This window comes from Leisingera sp. XS_AS12 (assembly GCF_041224635.1).
GTDB lineage: Bacteria > Pseudomonadota > Alphaproteobacteria > Rhodobacterales > Rhodobacteraceae > Leisingera.
The window spans coordinates 29865-53397 of record NZ_JBGFGM010000040.1 but is presented as its reverse complement, the minus strand read 5'-3'; the positions used below and the strand labels follow the sequence as shown (position 1 = coordinate 53397).

The 23533-nt window shown below is 65.1% G+C and carries 30 protein-coding genes and 2 tRNA genes; 16 read left to right on the top strand and 16 right to left on the bottom strand.

Going from position 1 to position 23533, the window contains the following annotated elements; translation table 11 throughout:
- Positions 1-106 precede the first annotated feature (106 nt).
- Complete coding sequence (locus tag AB9K35_RS00870) at positions 107-1459, top strand: aminotransferase (RefSeq protein ID WP_369924017.1); 1353 nt, start codon at positions 107-109, stop codon at positions 1457-1459.
- A gap of 79 nt (positions 1460-1538) precedes the next feature.
- Here AB9K35_RS00870 and AB9K35_RS00865 read toward each other — a convergent pair whose 3' ends face one another.
- A complete protein-coding gene (locus AB9K35_RS00865; RefSeq protein ID WP_174147426.1) occupies positions 1539-1778 on the bottom strand; it encodes an Lrp/AsnC family transcriptional regulator in 240 nt (79 codons plus the stop codon).
- 174 nt (positions 1779-1952) lie between these two features.
- Between AB9K35_RS00865 and hisB the strand changes: the two genes are divergently transcribed.
- The 4 genes from hisB (at position 1953) to AB9K35_RS00845 (ending at position 4205) form a co-directional block, all read left to right on the top strand.
- Positions 1953-2540: an imidazoleglycerol-phosphate dehydratase HisB gene (gene hisB / locus AB9K35_RS00860; protein WP_369924016.1), complete on the top strand. Its 588-nt coding sequence runs from the start codon at positions 1953-1955 to the stop codon at positions 2538-2540.
- 52 nt (positions 2541-2592) lie between these two features.
- Positions 2593-3075 (top strand): GFA family protein, encoded by a 483-nt coding sequence (locus AB9K35_RS00855; RefSeq protein ID WP_369924014.1) that lies wholly within the window; start codon positions 2593-2595, stop codon positions 3073-3075.
- Between the two features lie 67 nt (positions 3076-3142).
- Positions 3143-3781 (top strand): imidazole glycerol phosphate synthase subunit HisH, encoded by a 639-nt coding sequence (hisH, locus tag AB9K35_RS00850; RefSeq protein WP_369924013.1) that lies wholly within the window; start codon positions 3143-3145, stop codon positions 3779-3781.
- Positions 3782-3953: 172 nt separating this feature from the next.
- Entirely contained in the window at positions 3954-4205 is a 252-nt protein-coding gene (locus tag AB9K35_RS00845; protein ID WP_222455847.1) for a WGR domain-containing protein, read from the top strand.
- Positions 4206-4226: 21 nt separating this feature from the next.
- On the opposite strand, the gene AB9K35_RS00840 is transcribed toward AB9K35_RS00845, so the two are convergent.
- Entirely contained in the window at positions 4227-4613 is a 387-nt protein-coding gene (locus AB9K35_RS00840; RefSeq protein WP_222455846.1) for a DUF2147 domain-containing protein, read from the bottom strand.
- A 135-nt stretch (positions 4614-4748) separates the two neighbouring features.
- Between AB9K35_RS00840 and hisA the strand changes: the two genes are divergently transcribed.
- The 4 genes from hisA to AB9K35_RS00820 all read left to right on the top strand — a co-directional run bounded on the left by hisA (position 4749) and on the right by AB9K35_RS00820 (position 7170).
- Complete coding sequence (gene hisA, locus AB9K35_RS00835; RefSeq protein ID WP_369924012.1) at positions 4749-5471, top strand: 1-(5-phosphoribosyl)-5-[(5-phosphoribosylamino)methylideneamino]imidazole-4-carboxamide isomerase; 723 nt, start codon at positions 4749-4751, stop codon at positions 5469-5471.
- A 79-nt stretch (positions 5472-5550) separates the two neighbouring features.
- Entirely contained in the window at positions 5551-6045 is a 495-nt protein-coding gene (locus tag AB9K35_RS00830; protein ID WP_369924011.1) for a DUF2867 domain-containing protein, read from the top strand.
- Between the two features lie 34 nt (positions 6046-6079).
- A complete protein-coding gene (gene hisF / locus AB9K35_RS00825) occupies positions 6080-6841 on the top strand; it encodes an imidazole glycerol phosphate synthase subunit HisF (protein ID WP_369924010.1) in 762 nt (253 codons plus the stop codon).
- 11 nt (positions 6842-6852) lie between these two features.
- Positions 6853-7170, top strand: coding sequence for a phosphoribosyl-ATP diphosphatase (locus AB9K35_RS00820; RefSeq protein ID WP_369924009.1), 318 nt, complete (start codon positions 6853-6855; stop codon positions 7168-7170).
- Between the two features lie 237 nt (positions 7171-7407).
- Here AB9K35_RS00820 and AB9K35_RS00815 read toward each other — a convergent pair whose 3' ends face one another.
- The 3 genes from AB9K35_RS00815 to rlmB form a co-directional block, all read right to left on the bottom strand.
- A complete protein-coding gene (locus AB9K35_RS00815; RefSeq protein ID WP_222455841.1) occupies positions 7408-7878 on the bottom strand; it encodes a CoA-binding protein in 471 nt (156 codons plus the stop codon).
- A gap of 205 nt (positions 7879-8083) precedes the next feature.
- Positions 8084-8548: a YHS domain-containing (seleno)protein gene (locus AB9K35_RS00810; protein ID WP_369924008.1), complete on the bottom strand. Its 465-nt coding sequence runs from the start codon at positions 8546-8548 to the stop codon at positions 8084-8086.
- Between the two features lie 106 nt (positions 8549-8654).
- Positions 8655-9431, bottom strand: coding sequence for a 23S rRNA (guanosine(2251)-2'-O)-methyltransferase RlmB (rlmB, locus tag AB9K35_RS00805; protein WP_369924007.1), 777 nt, complete (start codon positions 9429-9431; stop codon positions 8655-8657).
- A gap of 120 nt (positions 9432-9551) precedes the next feature.
- Here rlmB and AB9K35_RS00800 point away from each other — a divergent pair.
- Positions 9552-9635: transfer RNA gene (locus AB9K35_RS00800), tRNA-Tyr, on the top strand.
- A gap of 320 nt (positions 9636-9955) precedes the next feature.
- Here AB9K35_RS00800 and AB9K35_RS00795 read toward each other — a convergent pair.
- Both AB9K35_RS00795 and AB9K35_RS00790 read right to left on the bottom strand, forming a co-directional pair.
- Positions 9956-10032 (bottom strand) — tRNA-His (locus AB9K35_RS00795).
- Positions 10033-10228: 196 nt separating this feature from the next.
- Entirely contained in the window at positions 10229-10792 is a 564-nt protein-coding gene (locus tag AB9K35_RS00790) for a GNAT family N-acetyltransferase (RefSeq protein ID WP_369924006.1), read from the bottom strand.
- Between the two features lie 35 nt (positions 10793-10827).
- Between AB9K35_RS00790 and AB9K35_RS00785 the strand changes: the two genes are divergently transcribed.
- The gene (locus AB9K35_RS00785) at positions 10828-11013 is read left to right on the top strand and encodes a DUF6324 family protein (protein ID WP_222455837.1); all 186 of its coding nucleotides are present in this window, start codon (positions 10828-10830) and stop codon (positions 11011-11013) included.
- A gap of 265 nt (positions 11014-11278) precedes the next feature.
- Here AB9K35_RS00785 and AB9K35_RS00780 read toward each other — a convergent pair whose 3' ends face one another.
- Entirely contained in the window at positions 11279-11761 is a 483-nt protein-coding gene (locus AB9K35_RS00780) for an MmcB family DNA repair protein (RefSeq protein WP_369924005.1), read from the bottom strand.
- Positions 11762-11869: 108 nt separating this feature from the next.
- Here AB9K35_RS00780 and AB9K35_RS00775 point away from each other — a divergent pair, with 108 nt between their 5' ends.
- The gene (locus AB9K35_RS00775; RefSeq protein WP_369924004.1) at positions 11870-12190 is read left to right on the top strand and encodes an ArsR/SmtB family transcription factor; all 321 of its coding nucleotides are present in this window, start codon (positions 11870-11872) and stop codon (positions 12188-12190) included.
- A complete protein-coding gene (locus AB9K35_RS00770; RefSeq protein WP_222455834.1) occupies positions 12187-12606 on the top strand; it encodes an SRPBCC domain-containing protein in 420 nt (139 codons plus the stop codon). The genes AB9K35_RS00775 and AB9K35_RS00770 overlap by 4 nt, the downstream gene beginning before the upstream one ends.
- 346 nt (positions 12607-12952) lie before the next feature.
- On the opposite strand, the gene AB9K35_RS00765 is transcribed toward AB9K35_RS00770, so the two are convergent.
- The 5 genes from AB9K35_RS00765 to AB9K35_RS00745 all read right to left on the bottom strand — a co-directional run bounded on the left by AB9K35_RS00765 (position 12953) and on the right by AB9K35_RS00745 (position 16614).
- Positions 12953-13279 carry a hypothetical protein gene (locus AB9K35_RS00765; protein WP_369924003.1) on the bottom strand — a complete coding sequence of 109 codons (327 nt, stop codon included), beginning with the start codon at positions 13277-13279 and terminating at the stop codon, positions 12953-12955.
- Positions 13280-13541: 262 nt separating this feature from the next.
- Positions 13542-14024, bottom strand: coding sequence for a transcription antitermination factor NusB (nusB, locus tag AB9K35_RS00760; RefSeq protein ID WP_222455832.1), 483 nt, complete (start codon positions 14022-14024; stop codon positions 13542-13544).
- Positions 14021-14572: a 6,7-dimethyl-8-ribityllumazine synthase gene (locus AB9K35_RS00755; protein WP_369924002.1), complete on the bottom strand. Its 552-nt coding sequence runs from the start codon at positions 14570-14572 to the stop codon at positions 14021-14023. The genes nusB and AB9K35_RS00755 overlap by 4 nt, the downstream gene beginning before the upstream one ends.
- A gap of 1 nt (position 14573) precedes the next feature.
- Positions 14574-15701, bottom strand: coding sequence for a 3,4-dihydroxy-2-butanone-4-phosphate synthase (gene ribB / locus AB9K35_RS00750; protein ID WP_222455830.1), 1128 nt, complete (start codon positions 15699-15701; stop codon positions 14574-14576).
- 325 nt (positions 15702-16026) lie between these two features.
- On the bottom strand, positions 16027-16614 hold the full coding sequence (locus AB9K35_RS00745; protein ID WP_222455829.1) for a riboflavin synthase: 588 nt from the start codon (positions 16612-16614) through the stop codon (positions 16027-16029).
- Between the two features lie 176 nt (positions 16615-16790).
- Between AB9K35_RS00745 and AB9K35_RS00740 the strand changes: the two genes are divergently transcribed.
- From AB9K35_RS00740 to AB9K35_RS00730, 3 genes are all read left to right on the top strand, one after another.
- Positions 16791-18068, top strand: coding sequence for a capsule biosynthesis protein (locus AB9K35_RS00740; RefSeq protein WP_369924000.1), 1278 nt, complete (start codon positions 16791-16793; stop codon positions 18066-18068).
- Positions 18069-18163: 95 nt separating this feature from the next.
- The gene (locus AB9K35_RS00735) at positions 18164-19294 is read left to right on the top strand and encodes a polysaccharide biosynthesis/export family protein (protein ID WP_222455827.1); all 1131 of its coding nucleotides are present in this window, start codon (positions 18164-18166) and stop codon (positions 19292-19294) included.
- Positions 19291-21303: a capsular polysaccharide biosynthesis protein gene (locus AB9K35_RS00730; protein WP_369923999.1), complete on the top strand. Its 2013-nt coding sequence runs from the start codon at positions 19291-19293 to the stop codon at positions 21301-21303. Before AB9K35_RS00735 ends, AB9K35_RS00730 begins: the two co-directional genes overlap by 4 nt.
- A gap of 100 nt (positions 21304-21403) precedes the next feature.
- Here the strand turns inward: AB9K35_RS00730 and ribD are convergent, their stop codons facing one another.
- The 3 genes from ribD to AB9K35_RS00715 all read right to left on the bottom strand — a co-directional run bounded on the left by ribD (position 21404) and on the right by AB9K35_RS00715 (position 23520).
- A complete protein-coding gene (gene ribD / locus AB9K35_RS00725; RefSeq protein ID WP_369923998.1) occupies positions 21404-22501 on the bottom strand; it encodes a bifunctional diaminohydroxyphosphoribosylaminopyrimidine deaminase/5-amino-6-(5-phosphoribosylamino)uracil reductase RibD in 1098 nt (365 codons plus the stop codon).
- Positions 22501-22968 carry a transcriptional regulator NrdR gene (gene nrdR, locus AB9K35_RS00720; protein ID WP_222455824.1) on the bottom strand — a complete coding sequence of 156 codons (468 nt, stop codon included), beginning with the start codon at positions 22966-22968 and terminating at the stop codon, positions 22501-22503. The genes ribD and nrdR overlap by 1 nt, the downstream gene beginning before the upstream one ends.
- A 132-nt stretch (positions 22969-23100) precedes the next feature.
- Positions 23101-23520, bottom strand: coding sequence for a secondary thiamine-phosphate synthase enzyme YjbQ (locus AB9K35_RS00715; protein ID WP_369923997.1), 420 nt, complete (start codon positions 23518-23520; stop codon positions 23101-23103).
- Positions 23521-23533: the final 13 nt, after the last annotated feature.

Here is a 23533-nt window from a genome sequence, read left to right as displayed (position 1 = left end):
CCGGCAAGGTCACCAATTTGATCAAATTCCTTTTGACGCGCCATGCAAAACGCGCCAATGCTACGGCAAACCGCCCCTGCGGGCGCGCTAACGGAGGAGTTTGGCCATGGCCCCTGTGATCTATCCCACCACCAATTTCACCGCGACCGAGCAGCTGTGCCTGGACCGCGGCGAAGGCATCTATGTCTATGACACCGATGGCAACAAATACATCGAAGGGCTCGCGGGGCTGTGGTGCACCTCGTTGGGTTACAGCAATACCGAGGTGATGGACGCGATCACCGAGCAGCTGCACAAGCTGCCGTTTTCGCACACCTTCGGCGGCAAGACCCATGAGCCGATCCAGAAGCTGGCAGAGAAGCTGAAAGCGTTGGTGCCGGTGGAGGATGCCTATATCTTCTTTGGCAACTCCGGCTCGGACGCCAACGACACGCATTACAAGATGCTGCGCTATTACTTCAACGCCATCGGCAAGCCGGAAAAGCGCAAGATCATCACCCGCGAGCGCGGTTATCACGGGGTGACGGTTGCGGCGGGCTCGCTGACCTCGCTGCCCGCGAATCTGGCGCATTTCGATGCGCCGCTGGAGGCGCTGCACATCCTGCGCTCGGACGCGCCGCATTACTACACCGGCCGTCAGGGCAACGAGACCGAAGAACAGTTCGTCGACCGCATCATCAACAACCTGGAACAGCAGATCCTGGCGGAAGACCCCGACACCATCGCCGCGATGATCGTCGAGCCGATCACCGGCGCGTCGGGCGTGATCGTGCCGCCGGAGGGGTATTACGAGAAGCTGCAGGCGCTGTTGCGCAAGCACGGCATCCTGATCTGGGCGGATGAGGTGATCTGCGGCTTCGGGCGCACCGGCGCGGATTTCGGCTGCACCACCATGGGCATCAAACCGGACCTGATGACCTTTGCCAAGCAGCTGTCCTCGGCCTATTTCCCGATCTCGGCCTCGGTCATTCCCGGCTGGATGTACGAGGCGATGATCGACCAGACCAACGAGGTCGGCGTGTTCGGCCACGGCTACACCTATTCCGGCCACCCGGCGGCCTGTGCCGCGGCGCTGAAGACGCTGGAAATCTACGAGCGCGACAACCTGTTCGAACATGCAGCCGAAGTGGGTGACTACATGCAGGCGCAGCTGCGTGAAATCTTCACCGACCACCCGCTGGTGGGCGAAGTGCGCGGCAAGGGGCTGATCGCGGCGCTGGAGCTGGTGTCGAACAAGACCACCGGCGCGAGCTTCGAGAAGGGCGCGGCGGGCGCGGCCGCACAAAAGGCCTGCGAGGCCAACGGGCTGATCCTGCGCGCGGTGGCGGGCAACGCGCTGGCCCTGTGCCCGCCGATCATCATCACCAAGGATGAGGTCGACGAGATGCTGAAGCGGATGAAGGCGGGCGTCGACACAGCCTATCAGGAGTTGAAAGACCGCGGGCTGATCGCCGCCTGATCCGGTTGCAACACCATGAAACGAAGAACGCCCCGCAGTGCGGGGCGTTTTGCTGTCGGCTGCGACGCCGAAGCGTGGCCTAGAAGACCTTGTAAGTCATGGTGGTCAGCGAGCGTTCGATCCCTTCGATCTGAAGCAGCTTGTCGTTGATGTATTTTCCGACGTCCTCGCCGCTGGGGATGTAGAGCTTCATCAGGAGGTCAAAATTGCCGCTGGTGGAATAGAGCTCAGAGTGGATTTCGCGCAGGGCGATCTCCTCGGCCACCTTGTAGGTGGTGCCGGGTTTGCAGCGGATCTGGACAAAGACGCAGGTGGACATGGGTGCCCCTTTTGCTGGTGTTCGGAATTTGCGCCAAGGTCGCATGGGCGCAGGCGCGGCGCAATAGGCGGCGGCGCGGGCAACAGTCTGGCGCCCATGAACAATGCCACACTTGAGCCCAGCCCCCTGCCCGCCCTATAAGCGCCTCGCAGCTTGAGGAAGGATAGCCCGTCGATGCGTACCGCCAAAGTGACCCGCAAGACCGCGGAAACCGAGATTTCCGTGGAGATCAACCTGGATGGCTCCGGGGCTTATGACAACCAGACCGGGGTTGGCTTCTTCGACCACATGCTGGACCAGCTGGCGCGCCACTCGCTGATCGACATGACGATCCGCGCCAAGGGTGACTATCACATCGATGACCACCACACGGTCGAGGACACCGGCATCGCGCTGGGACAGGCGCTGACGCAGGCGCTGGGGGACAAGAAGGGCATCCGCCGCTATGGCGAGTGCCACCTGCCGATGGATGACGCCCAGGTGCGCTGCGCGCTGGACCTGTCGGCGCGCCCCTTCCTGATCTGGAATGTCGACCTGCCGACCCAAAAGATCGGCACGTTTGACACCGAGCTGGTGCGCGAATTCTTCCAGGGCTTCAGCACCCATGGTGGCATCACCCTGCACATCGACCAGCTGCACGGGTTCAACAGCCACCATATCGCCGAGGCGGCATTCAAGGCCGTCGCCCGCGCGCTGCGGCTGGCGGTGGAGACCGACCCGCGCAAGGCGGACGCGATCCCCTCGACCAAGGGCGCGCTGTAACGGGCGATCCGTGCTAGGCTCCCTGCACAGATATCTGCAGGGAGGCGACGCAATGACGACACATGATGGTGGCTGCCTCTGCGGCGGCTTGCGATACGGGGTAAGCGGTGATCCCCTGTGGGTGACGGCCTGTTTTTGCCGCTTCTGCCAGCGGGCGACGGGTGCATTGGGAATTGTGGAGCCCATTTTCGACATCACCCGCTTTCAGATCACCGAAGGGACGCCATCGCGCTACGTGCATGTCTCGGGCGGCAGCGGCAAGGCGGTGAACGTGCATTTCTGCGCAACCTGCGGCACCAAGACCCATCTGACCTTCGAGCGCTGGCCGGACCGGCTGGGCGTCTATGCGGGCAGCTTTGATGATCCGGGCTGGTTCGCCTTCACCCCGGAGAACAGCAAGTTCATCTTTCTCGATGACGCGGTGCGCGGGGCCATGGTTCCGGCGGGTTTCAAGGTGTTCCGGCAGCACGCCGCCACCGCGGATGGCACGCCGCTGGAGCCGGAGGTGCTGCACGAGGTGCTGCACATCCGCTGAAGGCTTGGCAGCGCCGGGTTGTTGCGCTAGGCAGCAAGCGAGTTTCACACCCCTGGAGAGCCCCTACATGCTGACCGCGATCATCGATTACGAATCCGGCAACCTGCATTCTGCCGAGAAGGCGTTTCAACGGATGGCGCGGGAACTGGACGCGGGGGAGGTCGTGGTGACCTCGGATGCGGATGTAGTGGCGCGCGCCGACCGGCTGGTGCTGCCCGGCGATGGCGCCTTCCCGGCCTGCGCCACCGAACTGCGCGGCCACAGGGGCATCTACGACGCCATGGTCGAAGCGGTCGAGCAGAAAGGCCGGCCGTTCCTCGGCATCTGCGTGGGCATGCAGCTGATGGCCACCACCGGGCATGAATACGCCGAGACACCGGGCCTTGGCTGGGTCGGTGGCGACGTGGTGAAGATCGAGCCCTCCGACACCGCGCTGAAGGTGCCGCACATGGGTTGGAATGATCTGGTTATCGACACGCCGCACCCGGTGTTCGATGGCGTCTCCAGCGGCGATCACGTCTATTTCGTGCACTCCTACCATTTCCGCGTCGCCGCCGCGGCCGAACGGCTGGCCCATGTGGATTATGGCGGAGACGTCACCGCGGTGGTCGGCCGGGATACCATGCTGGGCATGCAGTTCCACCCGGAGAAAAGCCAGGCGACCGGATTGCGGATGATCGGCAACTTCCTGACCTGGACCCCCTGAGCCCACCCGCCACGGTCGGCCCTGCCCGCCGTGGCGAGCCGCCGCGATCTGCCGGTGATGTGCGCAGGTCACAGACGCGGCGGCCGTGCTTGGCCCGCACCGGTTTGAGCAATAGACAAGCGCTCCGCTTCGATGCATACGGGGCGGACCTTTTGTCACCGCGGCCATCCCCTTGCACATCCGTTTCGAGAAATACGATCACGCCGAAGGCAAGCACCGCTATTGCCTGCTGAGCCTGACACCAACGCTGTTTGGCGATTGGTGCGTCGAGCGCGTCTCCGGCCCGCTGAACGCGCCTGGCGGCGCGCAGAAACGCACCTACCTGGCGGCCCATGGCGAGGCGCTGGCGATTTTCGAACGGTTCCGCGATCAGCAGCTGAAACGCGGCTATGCACCGATCCCGGTGCAGCTGGGGCTGCTCTAGGCGCAGCCCCGCGCCAAAGGTTTACTTGACCCGCGTCCAGGTCTGCTTGGAACAGATCAGCCCACCGGCCACGCAGCCCCGCAGCGCCAGGCTGCTGCCTGCAAGATCCATCTTGCCGATGTAAATCTTGTCGTTGGACGGACGCCAGACCTTGCCGGCATACGAGCCGTCACCCTGCGACTTCATGTCGATCACCAGAACCTTGCCCAGGTTCGGCGATTGGTACTCGCCCGAACTGTTGAAGGTCCGGGTGATCGTGCCGCAGACCGCAGCACCGCATTTTGCCATTTCCACATAGGCATAGGAGCCATCGTCCGGCTCGGTCCGCCAGGTTCCGAGAACCGGATCCGCCGCCACGCCGGTGGCCAGACCCAGCGCCACCGCAGCGGCTGCCAGCAGTTTTTTCATCGCTCATCCTCCCTGTTGATGCCAGCAGTCTGTCCCGACCCCCGGTTTTGGAGCAAGCTTGACCTCGGGTCGCGTTGCAATTCGGGGCGGGCTTGTGCAAAACACCGCCAGCATATTCTACAAAGGGCTGCCCGGATGATCCTCTACCCCGCGATTGACCTCAAGGACGGCCAGGCCGTCCGCCTGCTGCACGGCGACATGGACAAGACCACCGTGTTCAACGACAACCCCGCCGCCCAGGCGCTGGAGTTCGTCGCAGCGGGCTGCGAGTGGCTGCACCTCGTCGACCTCAACGGTGCCTTTGCCGGTGCACCGGTCAACGCCGCCCCGGTCGAGGAGATCCTGAAACAGACCAAGGTGCCCGCACAGCTGGGCGGCGGCATCCGCGACATGGCCACCATCGAAGCCTGGATCGACAAGGGGCTGGCCCGGGTGATCCTTGGCACCGTGGCGGTGGAAAACCCGGAGCTGGTGCGCGAGGCGGCCCGGGAGTTCCCCGGCAAGGTCGCCGTCGGCATCGACGCCCGCAACGGCAAGGTGGCGACCAAGGGCTGGGCCGAGGAAACCGACGTGATGGTGACCGACCTCGCCAAGTCGTTCGAGGACGCAGGCGTGGCCGCGATCATCTACACCGACATCCTGCGCGATGGCGCGATGAAGGGGCCGAACATCCAGGCCACAGCCGAGCTGGCCAAGGCGGTCAGCATCCCGGTGATCGCCTCCGGCGGGGTGTCCTCGCTGGACGACCTGCGGGCGTTGAAAACCTGCGGGGCGCCGCTCAATGGGGCGATCTCGGGCCGCGCGCTTTATGATGGCGCGATTGATCTGGCCGAGGCGCTGGCAGTGCTGAAGGGCTGATCCGCGGCACCATGCCCGTTTGCAGGCGGCGACGATCTGCTGTCAGATGGCGCCACCTGCAACCAGAGGCGGACCGCCCATGCCCCCTGTCGAAAAGACCCCGCTGCCTCTGGGCGCCCGCCTGTGGTCACAGGTTGGACCGGATGATTTCCTCGATGGCTATGCGGTGGCCAGCAGCCTGAGCCCGCGAGCGGCGGCTGATCTGGCCTTCTCGCTGCCCGGCTGGGCGCAGGCGCTGATGCAGCTGCGCAATCGCCTGGTACGCCCGCTGGGGCTGAAAACCGATCGCGACAGCTCCGGCGACAGCGCACAGGAGGCGACGCTGTTTCCGGTGTGCTTTGAGGACGATCACGAACTGATCCTCGGCACCGACGACCGCCATCTGAATTTCCGCATCAGCATCCGGCGTCAGGCAGGCCGCATCCACATGGCCACCTGGGTGCATCGGAACAACCTGCTGGGGCGGATCTACCTGGCGCTGGTGATGCCGTTTCACATCCTGATCGTGCGCGACTGCATGCGCCGCATCGCCCGCCACAGCACCGCGATTGCATCCCAACCGCCTGCGCAGTAAAGACACGTCAACGCAAGCGGCCAAAGGGCGACCCATGCTGAAAACCCGTATCATCCCCTGTCTCGATGTCGCCGACGGGCGCGTGGTCAAGGGCGTCAACTTCGTCGGCCTGCGCGATGCCGGCGACCCGGTGGAATCGGCCAAGGCCTATGACGCCGCCGGCGCGGATGAAATCTGCTTTCTCGACATTCACGCGACCCATGAAAACCGCGGCACCATGTTCGACGTGGTGCGCCGCACCGCCGAACAATGTTTCGTGCCGCTGACCGTGGGCGGCGGCGTGCGCACCAAGGAAGACGTCCGGGCGCTGCTGCTGGCGGGGGCCGACAAGGTCTCGTTCAACTCGGCCGCGGTCGCGAACCCCGATGTCATCGCCGAGGCCGCGGACCAGTTCGGCAGCCAGTGCATCGTCTGCGCCATCGACGCCAAGACCGTGGAACCCGGCCGCTGGGAGATCTTCACCCATGGCGGCCGCAAGCCCACCGGCATCGACGCGGTGGAGTTTGCCAAGCTGGTTACCGCCAAGGGGGCCGGGGAAATCCTGCTCACCTCGATGGACCGCGACGGCACCAAATCGGGCTTCAACCTGCCACTGACCAAGGCCATCTCGGACGCGGTTGACGTGCCGGTGATCGCCTCCGGCGGCGTCGGCAACCTGGACCACCTGGTCGAAGGTGTGACCAAGGGCGGCGCCTCCGCGGTGCTGGCCGCCTCGATCTTCCACTTCGGGGAATACACCATTCAGGAAGCCAAGCAGCACATGGCCGCCGCCGGCATTCCGATGCGGCTGGACTGAGGGGCGACATGATGAGCATTCTGCACGATCTTGAAGCCACGATCCTGTCCCGCAAGGGGGCTGACCCCGACAGCAGCTGGACCGCGAAACTGCTGGCCAAGGGGCCGGAAAAATGCGCCGAGAAATTCGGCGAAGAGGCCATCGAGGCCATCATCGAGGCGGTGAAGGACAACAAGGCGGGGCTTGCCGCCGAAGGCGCCGATGTGCTCTATCATTTCCTGGTGATGCTGGCCGCCCGCGGCGTGGCGCTGGACGATGTCCTGACCGTGCTCGCCGAGCGCCAGGGCCTCAGCGGCATCGCCGAAAAAGCCGCCCGCCCCAAGGGCTGAGCGCCGCCCCCACCCGGCCCTGCCCGCCGCGCGGGTCAAGGGAGGCGCAGCCTCCGCGCGCCAGCGCGGCTTGCCCTTGACGCGCCACAAAGCACACAATCGACCTCGCCCTGTCGGGCAGACCTGCCCGTCAGGGCCTCTCAGCAAAAACCGCGCCGCGCAGCGGCGCCCGGCCCAACCGTGCAGCCCGTCCGTCAGGACGGGCGCAGCGGGCGGGAGCCCTCCCCCTGCCCAGCCTTAAAGTTTTGAGGAGATGATGCCGGTGGCAAAGCCGCCCTGGCGCAGCTCGCCAAACAGGCGCTGGTATTCGATCTTGGGGCAGCGGTTCTGGATCACCGTCACGCCGCGGGCCTCGGCCTTGGCGGCCGCTTCGGCGTGTTCGACACCGATCTGCATCCAGATGGTCTGCAGGTCGGGAAACACGTCCAGCGCCTCGTCGACGATCGGCGGCACCGCCTCGGAGCGCCGGAAGATATCGACCATGTCCACCGGTGCGTCGACGTCGGACAGGCTGGCGCGCACGGGTTCGCCGAACAGCATCTTGCCCGCGTGGCCAGGGTTGACCGGAATCACCCGGAACCCCTTCAGCGACAGGTAGCGCGCGACGTAGTAGCTAGGCCGCACCGGGTTCATGGACACGCCGACAACCGCAATCACGCGGCTGCGCTGCAGGATGGATTTCAGGTGGTCGTCACTGTAGCTGCTCATGCCACCCAACCTAGGCGCCTCCGCCTGGCCCGCCTAGCCGAATTCGTCGCTGCACATAAAAAATGCGCCCGGACGAACCGGGCGCGAGGTATGGAACGAGGGACAGTGAAAAAGATCTGCGGTGGTTCCACTCCGCAGTCTGTATTGAATATGGGTCACAGTTCGGAAAATAAAAGCGCCACTCACGAGAAAGTGAGGTGACGGCTCAGTGGCGCAGAATCGCAGGCCAGTTCTGCTTTGCCCGCGCAATCAGCTCTTCCTTGCGGGCGCGCCATTTCTGCTGGGCCTCCGGGTTGTTCAGGAGGAACAATCTTCCGTCAACGATCACCCACAGCTGCGGATCGCCCGGCACCAGCACGCCCCGGGACATGGCATAGGCGCAATAGCCGCCGAAGGCCGGGGCAAAGGCGCGTGGATTGGATTCGAACCGCGCCCGGCTGGCGGCGCTGGCGAAATGCCAGTTCGCCCCCCTCCACATCACTGCGTTGCGCTGGTGCCCCGGCTGCGCCACCCCGTGCTGAAAGAAGGCCACCACGTCATAGCCGCCAACCGCCACGCCTGCGCGGGTGGCGAACAGCCCCGTGTCCGAACGCGCCGCGCCTGGCGGCACCGCGAAGGCGAGAAGAGCCGAGATCACTGCAAGGGCGCGGAAAATCAACACATACTCCATTACTTCCCCCCGCCGCGGTCAGGCGGCGGGACGTCAGTCACAGAGTGCCCCAGCCACGCAGGCTTGCAAAGCGGCCTTACGCGGATGTGAACCGGTTTTGATCGGTTCAGCGCGGCAGCGAGGCGTAGAGCGCGATTGCAGCCGCGTTGGACACGTTGAGCGAGCCGAAACCGCCTGCGGCATCGATCTTGACCAGCTGGTCGACGGTCTCCTTGGTCTTCTGCCGCAGCCCCGGCCCCTCGGCCCCCAGCACCAGCGCCACCGGCAGATGCGTTTTGCCCTCTAGGGCGCCTTCGATGGTCTGCTCGGCCTCTCCGTCCAGCCCCAGCACCAGGAAGCCCATGTTCTGCAGCTCGGTGATGGTGTCAGCAAGGTTGCGCATCCGCAGATAGGGCTGGCGCTCCAGCGCGCCGCTGGCGGTCTTGGCCAGCGCCCCGGTTTCGGGCGCAGAGTGGTGGCGGGTGCCGATGACGGCACTGGCGCCCAGCACCTCGGCCGAGCGCAGGATGGCGCCGACATTATGCGGATCGGTGACACGGTCCAGAAGCAGCACGCGCGGCACCTCGGCACCGATGCAGTTTTCGGCCAGACCGCCCCAGTTCAGCGGCTTCACCTCCAGCGCTGCCCCCTGGTGGACCGACTGCGGATCAATCGGCGGGTTGAACTTGCGCGGATCGATCACCTCGGCCTCGATGCCGGAAGTCTCGATGGCATCGGCCAGCTTGGCCTGTGCGTTCAGCGTCACCATCAGCCGCAATTTTTCGCGCTTGGGGTTCAGCAGTGCATCCCGCACCGCATGCAGGCCGAACAGCCAGACGGTTTCCGCAGCAGCAGCCCGTTTGGCCTGCTCTTTTTCGACGACCCACTTGGGTTTCTTGGACATTTTGCTCTCCGGCAGAAAGAAATTGAGGGCAGCTCAAAAAACTTGCGATTTTCCTGTTGACGCCCCTTTGGCCTGCTAGTAATCACGCCTCCACGTTAGGTGCAACACTCACCTGACAGTGGGCGACAGGCCGCAAGGTGTGGCAGGGGACTGTAACTCCCTCGCGGAGACGCACGCTTGGTTCGATTCCAAGGTCGCCCACCATCCCCCATCGGGATGCGTGGTAAATCACTGAAAATCCAAGACATATCGCAAAGCTCAACCGCTGCCTCGGTGTCTGCGACATCTGTTTCAGCGCGCGGAATCCATGCCGCAGCCGCATGCCGCAGGGCATGAGACGCCATGCCATTTCACCCGCGAACGACGGGCAAGTCCGACAGGTGACAAGAGGCCACAAGACACGGCGAACACCACGCGCACATCGCCCGATCCGATCAAAGATCAGGAGCAATACTTCGCTACAGGGAAATTACCACCACCCCCGCTGACAGTGTGTTTATGCTTATCTAGGGGGGGGGGGGAGATGGTACCGCCTCCCCGGCTTGAACGGGGGACCTCTGGATCCACAATCCAGCGCTCTAACCAACTGAGCTAAGGCGGCACTGAGGGGGCATTTATAGCACGTCCCGAGGGGGCGCAAGAGGTTTTTTCACCTTTCTGTCACGAAAAGAAAATGACCGCGCACGGCCCCTCCCCGAGCCCGGAAAAAACTGCGCATCTTCCACAAAGTTATCCACAAACCTCTGCACTGGCTCGATAAAACCGTAGGATCAGCGTGCGAGAGCCGGGCCGCGAACTCAAGCCATGCCCTCCTCGCTCTGGGCCTGAAAGCAGATCCGCCAGGTCTGTTCCTCCAAGTCCTGGCCATAGCCCCGCACCGGGCGAACCTCTTGCAATTGCCAGCCAAACGCGCGGTAGAGCGCGCCAGCCGCGTCATGGCTCTGGTAGGTCTTGAGCACCATCCCGGCGTACCCCGCGCTGCGGGCAAACCCCATGCAGCTCGCCAGCAGCTGCTTCCCCAATCCCTGGCTGCGGGCCTCGGGCACCACGAGAAACAGGCGGAGCCGCGCGGTCTGCGCGTCCTCCCGCATGCAGAAAATCGACCCGAGGCGACGCCCCTCCTGCTCGGCCAGCCAGCCACGTTCGCACCGCGGATCATGATCGGTGCAGAACCCGTGAAGCACCTCAGCCACCACCGCGCCGAACCGGCTGTCAAACCCGGCCTCGCGCGCATAGAGATCCTGGTGGCGCGCCACCAGCCAATGCATGTCGCCCGGGGCGAATCGGCGAAGGGACAGGTCGGTCATGCCGCCAGTGTAGCCCAAAGGGCGCTTGCCTTTCATGCGACTGCGGGCTAGCACCGGCTGCAATCCGCTGACCGGTTAGGGAGTGCAAAATGGGTATCAACACCGAACGCGACGTAGAGGCAAATCTGCAAATCGGCCCGACCGATCAGGGCATGGTTCGAATCTTCATCGAGGCCGACGGCGTCGAGATCCCGATGGATTTCGAGCCGGAAGAAGCTGAGGAAATCGCCGACGAGATCCGCGCTGCGGCGCAGGCAGCCCGCAGTATCGGCTGACAGGCCAGCGCGCCGCCAAAGCCGCGCGCGCCACCATCCGCCCTGCAAACCCCGGCCAAGGCGCAGCCGGGCAGGCGCGCGGCCCCACAAGCGGCCGCAGCGCCACCCCAGCCCGCCGAAGGCGGGCTGCCGGGCCCAAGACCGCAAGGGTTTCCCGGCACCGCCGGGACACCCTCAGGCGCGGGAGAGCCACGAGCCCTCACTCTCATCCTCGCAGTCGAAGGCCACGCGCAGCCAGTGACCGCGCTCCTGTGGCGACCGCAGGTCAGTCCGCTGATACCTCACCCGAAGGCCCGCCCAGAAGCAGCCCGTCACGCCCCAGGCGCGGGTCCCTCAGCCTCTGCAGGCGCTGTGCGGCATCCATGGCAAACTTCTGGGTGAGCTTCTTGCGCCGGGCGGGCGGCAGCTTGTCCTCCGGTGCCATGCGCAGAACCTGCGCATCATAAGGATCGGCCACGATCAATCCGGTTGCGTCGGGCAAAAGCTCCGTCGGGAACTCCATATCAACAGCCCAGAAAAACCGGTCGCACCACTCCAGATACCCCTGCCACTTGTGGTCGGCCTGATAATCGGCGCGGCTGGATTTGCACTCGATCACCCACAGCTCCCCCTTGGGGCCAAGCGCCATCACGTCCACGCGCAGCCCTCGGGTCGGCACGAATTCCTCCAGCGAGGCATAGCCCAGCGTGCGCAGGTGGCGCGACACCCCTCGGGCCAGTTTCTGTCCGGGCTGCAAGTCAGTTTCCATCCCCCGAATGTGAACAATAGGAGAACAAAAGGCAAGCTGGCTTTTCGCTTGACTCGATACCTTTTGGTATCGCATGGTATGGATACCAAAAGGTATCACAAATCACCGATGACCGATTCTGCCCAGCTGGCCTTTCGCGCCCTTGCTGACCCGACCCGCCGCGAGATCATACGCCTGCTGATCCAGCAGGACATGAGCATTGCCGCCCTGACGGCCCATTTCGACATGACCCGGGCCGCCGTGAAGAAGCATCTGACAGTGCTTCGCGAGGGCGGGCTGATCGTCGTGCATCCGCAGGGGCGGGAGCGGCTCAATCGCCTCGACCCGGCGGGGCTGGAGCCGGTTCTGGACTGGCTCGGCCTGTTCGACCAATTCTGGGACGACCGCCTGGACCGGTTGAAGAGCGTTGTGGAAAGGAGCCCGGAATGACCGCGACCACCCTGCAAAAGACCCTGTATCTGCGCGCCACCCCGCAAGAGGTCTGGACCTTCCTCACGGAGCCGGACGCGCTCGCCGACTGGTTTCACCGGCCGGATGCGGCGCTGCACCAAGGGAACGCCTATGAGATGTGCAGCGATGGCGGCATCACCATTTCAGGTCAGGTCATCGCCGCGCAGCCCTGCACCCGATTGCAGTATACGTTTCACGTGCCCCCGATGGGCGACACCATCAGCACGGTCACCTGGGAGCTTGAACCGGTGCCGGGCGGCACCCGGCTCTGCCTGACCCATGACGGGCTGCCCCAGGGCGTGGCGCATTTTGGACTGACCCTCGCGCTGGACCAGGGCTGGGACGCGCATTTCGCCAAGCTCCGGCGCGCCCTGGCGTCAGAAGTTGAAAACTGACCCCTTGTGCAAAGCCGCCCGGATGCCTAACTAGGCCCTTGGCGGGTTCTGCCCTTCTCGTGACAGGCAGCATTCCGGTGGCCTTAAGCAATTCCGAGGGAGCTGGCTCTGTTCGGATCCTGGTCCGATTACCTGGCGCCCACCTGTATATACAGGTCCTCGGGAATCAAAGCCGCACGGTTGCTTGGTGGTTCCCGCCACTTCCCACCCTTCACCTCAGGCCGTTTGCGTCTCTCTCGCGGCAGCCTGAAGGGCGCAAAAAAGCGCCCCTGAAAGGGGCGCGGAACCTTGATTTCAATCCTGTTTCCACCAATCGGCGGGGCCATTGCCACAGGATTGCCCCAGGTCACTGACGGCGCAGCTGACGCTCCAACCGTGACGGGGCCCGCGCCTCGGCGCGCACCGGCTGGAGCTGATGGGCGACCGGCGTGCCGCCACGCGGTCCTTTGGGGGGCTCGGCCATCGCCATGACCGCCCAGCCGAACTGCACACCGGCAAAGACGATGCCGTGCATGAACCACAGGAGGACCACCGCCAGCAGCCCTGCATCGGACGCAACCACCAGTGACCAGAGGTTCATCACGTTGAACCACAGCAACACCGCAACGAATGCGGCCGCGATGGCGAACCCGATCACCACGTTGCGGATGTACATTTTCACCAGTTCAGGCATCCCAGTCCTCCTGTATTGCAAGCCGAGGTTAGCAGCCTTTCCGGGGCCGTCCAGCCGTTCTGCACGGCATGAGCGGAATTTGTCGCACCCTCCACAGCCCGCCTCTCCGCTCACATCCGCCCAGCCCGGTCCGCCCTACCCTGCCAGGCTGCGCGGGCCCCTCTCGCAACAAAAAAGCGCACCCGAGGGCGCGCCATTTTATAGGCGATAGCTAGTTACGGCCCGACTGCGGCAGGCCGCCAACTGTCCGCGAGCCAAGGGTTCAGAACGCCTCGGGCTTTGCCTCGCGCGCCATATGGTCGAGGACCGCGTTGACGAACTTCGGCTCCTTACCTTCGGGGAAGAAGGCGCGGGCGATGTCGACAAATTCGTTGATCACCACCTTTGGCGGGGTGTCGGACTGGGTCAGCTCGGCGCCTGCGGCGCGGAACAGCGCCCGCAGGGTCGGGTCGATCCGCCCGATCGGCCATTTCGCCACCAGCGCGCGGTCGGTCATCTGGTCGATCGGCGCCTGGTAGTTCACCGCATCGCGCACCAGCTTGCGGAAGATCTTGGTGTCACCCTCGACCATCTCGACGCCCTCGTAGATGGCGCCGAAACGGTGGTCTTCGAACTCGACGATGACCTGATCGAAGGTCTGGCTGCTCTGCTCCATCTGGAACAGCGCCTGCAGCGCGTAAAGCCGTGCTGCCGATCTCATCTGGGTCTTGCCGTTGCCTTTGGGGCGACTGTCCTGGGTGCTCATGCGCTGGTGGATCCGTTGTCTGTACCGGCGACCTGATACGCCCCTGCGGGCGCCTTGAAGCCGATGCCTTTGGTCTGATCGCCCCACTTACGCGTGAGCGCGATCAGATGCAAGGCCGCAGCCGCAGCGCCGCCACCTTTGTTCTGGTCGGCGATATCGGCGCGCACCTCGGCCTGCTTGCGGTTTTCCACCGTCAGGATGCCGTTGCCGATGCACAGCCCCTGCAGCCCCATCAGCTGGATCGCGCGGGAGCTGTCGTTGCAGACGGTCTCATAGTGGGTGGTCTCGCCGCGGATCACGCAGCCCAGGGCCACGTAGCCGTCAAAGTTCGAGGTGCGGTCAGCAATGGCGATCGCGGTGGGGATCTCCAGCGCCCCGGGGACCTCGGCGATCTCATATGTGCCGCCCACCGCCTCGATCTCGGCCGCGGCGCCGGCCACGAGATTGTCGGCGATGTCCCTGTAATAGGGCGAAACAACGATCAGCAGCTTCACCGGCTTGTCGAATTCTGCCCGCGGCAGGATGTAGTGGCTTTCGTGTCCGGCCATATCAAGCCTCCTTCAGGATAGAGCGGCTGCCGGTGATCGACAGCCCGTAGGCGTCAAGACCCACATATTTGGTCGAGGGCGAGTCGGTCAGCAGGATCAGGTCGCGCAGGCCAAGGCTCGACAGGATCTGGGCACCGATGCCGGTCTGCTTGATGGTGACCGTGCGCGGCCCTTCATCCTCGGCGGCATAAAGTGCGTTGCGCGGCTGGCGGAACAGCGTGACGACGCCACGGCCCTCCTCGGCGATGATCTCCATCGCGCGCGGCAGCTGCTTGGCAGACTTTGGGCCAAGGCCCAAGAGGTCGGTCGCCTCATGCAGCGCATGGGTGCGCACCAGCACCGGCTCCGGCGTGGTGATGTCGCCCTTGATCATCACCACGTGCTCGATGCCGTGGGTCTGGTCGGTGAACAGCCGCATTTCCCATTCGCCGCCGAATTCCGAGGTCACGGTCTCGCGCGAGGTTTCCACCACCAGGTTGTCGTTGCGCGCGCGGTAGGCGATCAGGTCGGCGATGGTGCCGATCTTCAGCCCGTGCCTGGCGGCATAGTCCACCAGGTCGGGCAGCCGTGCCATGGTGCCGTCTTCCTTCATGATCTCGCAGATCACCGACGACGGGTACAGCCCCGCCAGCCGCGACACGTCGCAGCCGGCCTCGGTATGGCCAGCGCGCACCAGCACGCCACCACGGCGGGCGCGCAGCGGGAACACATGGCCCGGCGTCGCAATGTCGGCGGCGGTCTTGGCCGGGTCGATGGCGGTGGCCACGGTCAGCGCCCGGTCAGCGGCCGAGATACCGGTGGAGACTCCCTCGCGGGCCTCGATCGACACGGTGAAGGCGGTCTCATGACGCGAGGAGTTGTGCATCGCCATCATCGGCAGGCCCAGTTCCTCGACCCGTTCGGCCGGCAGGGTCAGGCAGATCAGGCCACGACCATGGGTGGCCATGAAATTGATCGCCGCCGCATCCGCGAACTGCGCCGGGATGACCAGGTCCCCCTCGTTCTCGCGGTCCTCGTGGTCGACCAGGATGAACATACGCCCCTGACGGGCGTCTTCGATGATGTCTTCAATCGGGCTGATGGCGTCGCGCAACTGCGCCTCAACCGGGCCCGGTGTTTCAAAGCTCATATGGCAGCCTTTCGATGCGCATGGGCAGCACGCCTGGCACTGCGGGTTCTGTTTCAGCCAGATAGCCCAGAGGCGCGACAAATGCCAGTCCCGCAAGCGGCACCACGGGGTCCGGACGCGCCCTGTGCGCAGGTGCACAGACGTTGGCAAATGGGGATTTGGCCCCGACGGGACGCTATAGCTGGCGTGCCGCGGGCGCGCGCGACGCGCCAGCGGCGCGCCCGGCCCAACGCCTCGGGCGGCATGCCCATGCAGCCCGAGGGGGCGGGAGCACCCCCACGCAGATCAGCCCGCGCGGCCTCGCGTGCCGAGGCTCGCGCCTTGCTCAGCCTGCCTCGTTCAGCCGCGCCACGTAGCGCGCCAGGGTGTCGATCTCGAGGTTGATCCGATCACCCACCGCCATGTCACCCCAGTTGGTGACCTCCTTGGTGTGCGGGATGAAGTTGATGCCGAAATCGCAGCCTTCGACGTCATTCACCGTCAGCGAGGTGCCGTTCAATGCCACCGAGCCCTTGGGCGCGATGAAGCGCGCCAGATCCTGTGGCGCGCGCAGGGTGACGCGGGTGCTGTCACCCTCGTCGCGGATGGCGATGATTTCTGCCACCCCGTCGACGTGGCCCGAGACGATATGGCCGCCCAGCTCATCGCCGACTTTCAGCGCGCGTTCCAGGTTCACCCGTTTGCCCGGCTTCCAGTCGCCAAGGTTGGTCTTGGAGACGGTTTCGGCCGAGATCTGCACGTCATACCAGTCGTCCCCGAGCTCCACCACGGTCAGGCACACGCCGTCCGACGCGATGGAGGCACCGATGTCGATGGTCGCGGTGTCGTAGGCGGTGCGGATCCGGGCCCGCAGGTCGCCCTGCTGCTCCAGTTCGACGATGGTGCCAACGTCGGTGATGATGCCTGTGAACATGGGTCCGCTCCTGCCGGTGATAGATCTGTCACTGGCAGAGGTAGCCAAGCCACGCGCCCTTCACAAGCCCCGGCTTGCCTTTGCCCGACGTCCAGTCATAGTTTCGCCCCAGTCAATTGTTAACCACAGCTTGAGACCGCCGTAGTATTCTGCCGACCGAGATGCCGGACCAACCCATGACCCCGAAACGCTTCCTGTTTCTGCAAGGCCCGCACGGGCCGTTTTTTGCAGCCCTTGGCCGCATGCTGAAATCGGCTGACTGCGAGGTGGTCCGGGTCGGGTTCAACGCCGGGGATCAAGCGTTCTGGCGCGACAAGGCCAGCTACGTGCCTTTCACCGGACAGCCGCAGGAGTGGCCTGAGTTCCTGTGCGCCCTGCTGGACCAGCGCCGCATCACGGACATCGTGCTATATGGCGACACCCGCCCCATCCACGCCGCCGCCGTGGTAGCCGCGCGGGCGCGCGGCCTCACCGTACATGTCTTCGAGGAAGGCTATCTGCGGCCCTTCTGGGTGACCTATGAGCGCGGCGGCGCCAATGGCCACTCCCGCCTGATGGAACTGGATGTGGCGCAGATGCAGGAGGCGCTGGCCCGGTGCGATCTGGAGACCCCGCTGCCTCCGGCCCATTGGGGTGACATGCGACAGCATATCTTCTACGGGGCGCTCTATCATGGCTTCGTGATGTTCCTGAACCAGGGCTATCGCAATTTCCGGCCCCATCGCGCCCTGACCGTCACCAAAGAATTCCGCCTCTACCTGAAACGGCTCTTGCTGATGCCGATTCAGGCGCTGGAACGGCAGCTGGCGGAGTGGCGCATCCAAAACGATGGCTTTCCCTATCATCTGGCGCTGCTGCAACTGGAGCATGACAGCGCCTTTCAGATGCATTCGCCTTTTGCCAGCATGGGCGAATTCCTTGCCGAGGTGATCCGTGGCTTTGCCGAGGGCGCACCGCGCCATCACCATCTTGTCATCAAGGCCCACCCGCTTGAGGACGGCCGCGCCCAGGTCCGTCGCACCCTGCGCCGCCTCGCCCGCGAGCATGGGATCGCCGACCGCGTCCACTATGTGCGCGGCGGCAAACTAGCACAGCTGTTGAACGAAGCGCGCAGCGCCGTCACCGTCAACTCCACCGCGGGCCAGCAGGTCTTGTGGCGCGGCATCCCGCTGCGGATCTTCGGACGCGCCGTCTATGGCAAACCGGAGTTCGTCTCGGAACAGCCGCTGGCCGAATTCTTCGGCAAGGCGAGCCGTCCGGACGCCCGCGCCTACAAGGATTACCGCCGCTTCCTGCTGGAAACCTCGCAGGTTCCCGGCGGCTTTTACTCACGCAAGGGGCGGCGCCAGTTGCTGCGCCAGGTCACCGATATGATGTTGGCCGACGAAGATCCCTACGACGCGCTGCGCCTCGGCACAGCGGCTCCGCGGCAACAGTTGCGCGTGGTGACCTGAACCGCGGCCAACCCAAGGCTGGATTTTTCCCAGTGACGCGGTTAACTTGCCCCTAAAACTTGAGGCAAACATCAATTGGTCGAGGAGACCGAGCAGTGAAATCCGTACCCCTTCGCTGGGCGCGTCCCGTGGCGTTGCTGGCTGCCGTGGCCTTGGCCGCGTCCTGCGGCTTGCCCAAAGTCGGCCCCAACAAACGCCAGATCTTCGCGGGCTCTGTCCAACGCGAAGGCGATGCCTTCATCGTTTCGGTCAATGACCGTGTCGCCCGCGCCACCGCGGTGGCCCCGGCGCTGGGATTCCCGCAATCCCTGATCACCGCAGGTCGGCTGACCTCCGACACCATCCGCCCGGGCGACGTGCTGGGGCTGACGGTCTGGGAAAACGTCGATGACGGGCTGCTGGCCGCCGAGGCTACCAACTCCACACTGCTGGAGGAAGTCCAGGTCGACAGCGCCGGCTATATCTTCGTGCCCTACGCAGGTCGCCTGCGCGCGGCGGGCAATACCCCCGAGCAGCTGCGCGCAACCATCACCAAGAAGCTGGAAGACCAGACACCGGATCCGCAGGTGCAGGTGCGTCGTCTGGCCGGCGACGGGGCAACAGTCAGCCTGACGGGGGCCGTCGGAGGCCAGGGCGTCTACCCGATCGAGCGCCCGACCCGGACCCTGTCGGCGATGCTGGCCAATGCCGGCGGCGTGACGATCCAGCCCGAAATCGCCCAGGTCACCGTGATCCGTGGCAAGGAAAAGGGCAAGATCTGGTTCCAGGACTTGTTCGACCACCCCGAGCTGGACATCGCCCTGCGCGGCGGCGACCGCATCCTTGTCGAAGAAGACACCCGATCCTTCACCGCGCTCGGCGCAACCTCCGCCCAGGCACGGGTTCCGTTCGAGAGCAAGGACCTGTCGGCACTGGAAGCCATCGCCCAGGTCGGCGGGCTGATCTCGACCGCGTCGGACCCCACCGGCGTCTTCGTGCTGCGCAACGAGCCGGCCGAGATTGCCAACCAGGTGCTGGGACGTGACGACCTGATCGGCGCGCAACGCATGGTCTACGTGCTGAACCTGACCCAACCCAACGGCCTGTTCATCGCCCGCGACTTCGTGATCCGCGATGATGACACCCTCTATGTCACCGAAGCGCCCTACACCCAGTGGACCAAGACGATTTCGCTGCTGGTGTCGCCGGTGGCGTCGGTCTCCAGTACCGCGGCCGTATTTGAATGACCTTGACCGCAGGTCAACAGGAAGCCGGGAGCGCTGCATCCCGGCTTTTTGTTTACAACGGCGGTTTTCTGACCCAGCGGCGTCTGCGGCGTATCCTGCAGCTGGCGGGCTACGGCATCAGGCTCGGCCGACCGGGTGCCGAGGATCTGGTTGGCGTCTGGGGAGCCTCCCCCACTTCGGGGCGCGGCCTGGCGGTGGCGGCCCGGCGAGGTTGCGGCGTGCTGCGAATCGAGGATGCGTTCCTGCGTTCGCTGCACCCGGGCCGGGCGGGCGAGCCGCCCGCCGGGTTGCTGCTTGACTGCAGCGGTGTGCATTTCGACGCGAGCCGGCCCTCCGATCTGGAGCGGCTGCTGAACACCCATCCACTGGACGATACCCACCTGCTGCAACGGGCCCGCGATGCCATCGCCCGGCTGCAGGACACGCATCTGAGCAAGTACAACGCCTTTGATCCTGCCACAGCGGTGCCTGACCCCGGTTATGTGCTGGTCGTGGACCAGGCCAGGGACGATGCCTCCGTGCGGGCCTCGGGCGCGGATAGGGCGCGGTTTCTGGAAATGCTGGCCTATGCCCAGGAGGAACACCCCGGCGCACGGGTGCTTGTCAAAACCCATCCGGAAACCCTGCACGGCTTCCGATCTGGCTACTATGAGGCGGCGGATGCGCAGGGCCGCGTGGAACTCTATACAGGCTCCCCCTCTCCCTGGGCGCTGCTCGAAGGGGCTGTCGGCGTTTACACGGTGTCCTCGCAGCTTGGCTTCGAGGCCATTCTCGCCGGTCACCGGCCACGGGTCTTTGGCCAGCCTTTCTATGCGGGCTGGGGGCTGACGGTCGACGACCGGCCACCGGCACGGCGCAGCAGACGGCTCACGCGCGCGCAGCTGTTTGCCGCCGCCATGATCCTCTACCCGACGTGGTATGACCCGTTTCGCGACCAGCTGTGCCCGCTGGAAACCGTGCTCGACAACCTTGACGCACAGACCCGCGCGTGGCGGCAGGACCGGCACGGCTGGGTCGCCGCCAAGATGCGGCTTTGGAAGCGCAAACCGTTGCAACGCTTCTTCGGTGCGGAAAAGCGGGTGCGGTTTTCCGATGCCCCCGACGCGGCGGAGCGAACGGGGCGCAGGCGCATGATCTGGGCTGGCAAGGCGACACCCGCGGATGCCCAAACCGTTCGCATAGAAGACGGCTTCCTGCGTTCGCGCGGCCTTGGGGCCGAGCTGGTGCCACCGCTGTCGCTGGTCACGGACAGCCGGGGGATCTACTACGATCCGCGCCAGCCATCGGACCTCGATCAGCTGGTTGCCCGGCGCGCCCGTCTGAGCGCGGCACAGGAGCGGCGGGCCGAGCGGCTGATCGCCGACCTGATCGATGGCCAGCTGACGAAATACAATCTCGGCGGGCATTGCCCACCCCTGCCCCAGGGTCACCGCATTCTGGTGCCGGGGCAAGTGGAGGATGACGCCTCGATCCTTTGCGGCGCGACAGAGGTGCGCAACAACCTCGCCCTGCTGCAGGCCGCCCGCGCCGCCAACCCGGAGGCCGTCATCATCTACAAACCGCATCCCGACGTGGAAGCCGGCCTGCGCCGTGGCGCGATCGACGCGGCGGGCCTCGCGGATGTGGTGGCAACCCATGCCGACCCTGCCGCGCTGCTGGACACGGTTCAGGAGGTCTGGACGATGACCTCGCTGCTGGGGTTCGAGGCGCTACTGCGCGGGGTGCAGGTCACCACGCTGGGGATGCCGTTCTACGCTGGCTGGGGGCTGACCCGCGACCACGCGACAGCGCCGCCCTGGCGCAATGTGCAGGTCTCGCTGACCGGGCTGGTCCATGCGGCGCTGATTGACTACCCGCGTTACTTCGACCCGGTAACGGGGCAGGCCTGCCCGGTCGAGGTTGCGGTGCGGCGCCTGCGAGACGGCACGCTGCCCCACCCCGGACATGGCAACCGGCTGCTGGCCAAGCTGCAGGGACTGTTTGCCACGCATGCGCACCTCTGGCGCTGAGGCAGCGAGATTGAGGCAGAATTTTCGCAAGCCCGCCTACGCCTGCGCCGACTGACGCCCCCCCTGACGTCAGCCAGGGCAGAAGGCCCGCGCGCAGCCGTCAGCGCAGGGCGCGGGTCCAGCGATGCAGGATGTCGGTGCCGACCGGACGGGTCTCGACCAGGTCGAAACGCGGCGCCTCCTCAAGCCGGCCAATTCCCAGCGCACCGATCGACGGCAACCCTTCGGCACCGATTCCCAGCCCGGCGGTAAAGCCGATCAGCTCATCCACCAGGTCAAAGGCGAGGAGGGAGGCCGCCAGCGCGCTGCCGCCCTCGCAGAACACGCGGGTCAGCCCGGCCTGCCCCAGCTGCTGCAACACATCCGAAGCATCCAGCTGCACCCCATGTGAGGCGCATGGGATCAACCGGGCGCCCAGCCCCTCCCAGGCCTGGATACGCTCGGGGTCGGCGCCATGGCCGTGACAAAGCCAGACAGGCACATCCCGCGCCGTGCGCGCCAGCTGCCCCATCAACGGCAGGTCGAGATGGCGGGAAATCACCACCCGCACCGGTTGCTGTTCAACCCCGAGGTCGCGCACCGTCAGCGACGGGTCATCCGCCCGCGCGGTACCGCCGCCCACCATCACGGCATCATGGCGGGAGCGCATCGCGTGCACCACGCGACGTGCCTCGGGTCCGGTGATCCATTTGCTCTGGCCCGAGCCGGTGGCGATGCGCCCGTCGAAACTGCTCGCCAGCTTCAGCGTCACCAGCGGACGCCCCTGTTCGGTTTTCAGGAAGAAGCCGGCATGATCGCGCGCCGCCTGGCCGCCCAGAACACCGGTGGTGACCTCGATCCCGGCTTCGCGCAGCATCTGGAAACCCTGGCCGGATACCCGAGGATCACTGTCCTCGATGGCGGCGACGACCCGCGCCAGCCCGGCGTCGATCAGCGCCTGCGCACAGGGCGGGGTCTTGCCCTGATGGGAACAGGGTTCAAGCGTGACATAGGCGGTGGCACCCCGCGCGGCTTCGCCTGCCTGCGCAAGCGCCTCGGTCTCGGCATGCGGACGACCGCCGGGATTGGTCCAGCCCCGGCCGACCACCCGGCCCTCCTTGACGATCACGCAACCCACCGCCGGATTCGGCCAGCAGTTGCCCTGGCCGCGTCGCCCCAGGGACAGGGCCAAGGCCATGAAACGATGATCGCTGTCCATTATTCTTCCGGTGCGACTGGCGGGCGCAGCTCGTGGACGAAGTCCTCGAAATCATCTGCTGCCTGGAAATTCTTGTAGACGCTGGCAAACCGAACATAGGCGACGGTGTCGATGCGGGCCAAGGCCTCCATCACGATCTCACCGATCCGCTTGGACGGGATATCGGTCTCGCCCATGCTCTCCAGCCGCCGCACGATCCCAGAGATCATCTGGTCGATGCGATCGGGTTCGATGGGACGTTTCTGCATCGAGATGCGGATCGAGCGCTCCAGCTTGTCGCGGTCGAAATCCTCGCGCTTGCCGTTGGTCTTGATCACCACGAGGTCGCGCAGCTGCACCCGCTCATAGGTGGTGAAACGCCCTCCACAGGCCGGGCAGAACCGCCGCCGCCGGATCGATACGTGATCCTCGGCCGGGCGTGAATCCTTGACCTGAGTGTCGATGTTTCCGCAAAATGGGCAGCGCATCTGCCTGCTCCCTCAATCCTGTCAGCCTGTAATTTGTGCCGGGCCTCGCCCGGTTATCCACAACTATAGGCCACCCTCCAGACTTTGGGTAGAGTTGATTTCTGGCCGCAAGATAAAGAGGTTCGCCAGCGCTCAGGCCAAATGCGCGGCCACCCGACGATGGTGCGCGGCGCTGCGGTGCTCAAACAGGTAGACCCCCTGCCAAGTGCCCAGGAGCAGGTCTCCGGCGCTGACCGGGATCGACAGGCTGACCGGCATCATCGCTGCCTTGATATGCGCAGGCATATCGTCCGGGCCCTCATAGGTGTGCCGCAGATAGGCCATGGACGGATGATCCGACGGCGGCACCAGTCGGCTGAAGAAGGCCTGCAGATCGGTCTGCACGTCGGGATCGGCGTTTTCCTGCACCAGCAGCGAGCAGGAGGTGTGGCGCACGAACAGGGTCAAGAGACCGCTCTCCATTCCGGTTGTGCGCAACCAGCTGCGTAGCTCGTCCGTGAATTCATAAAGGCCCGGCCCGCGGGTGCGGATGACAAATTCATGCTGCGCCATGCGAGCCGCCATC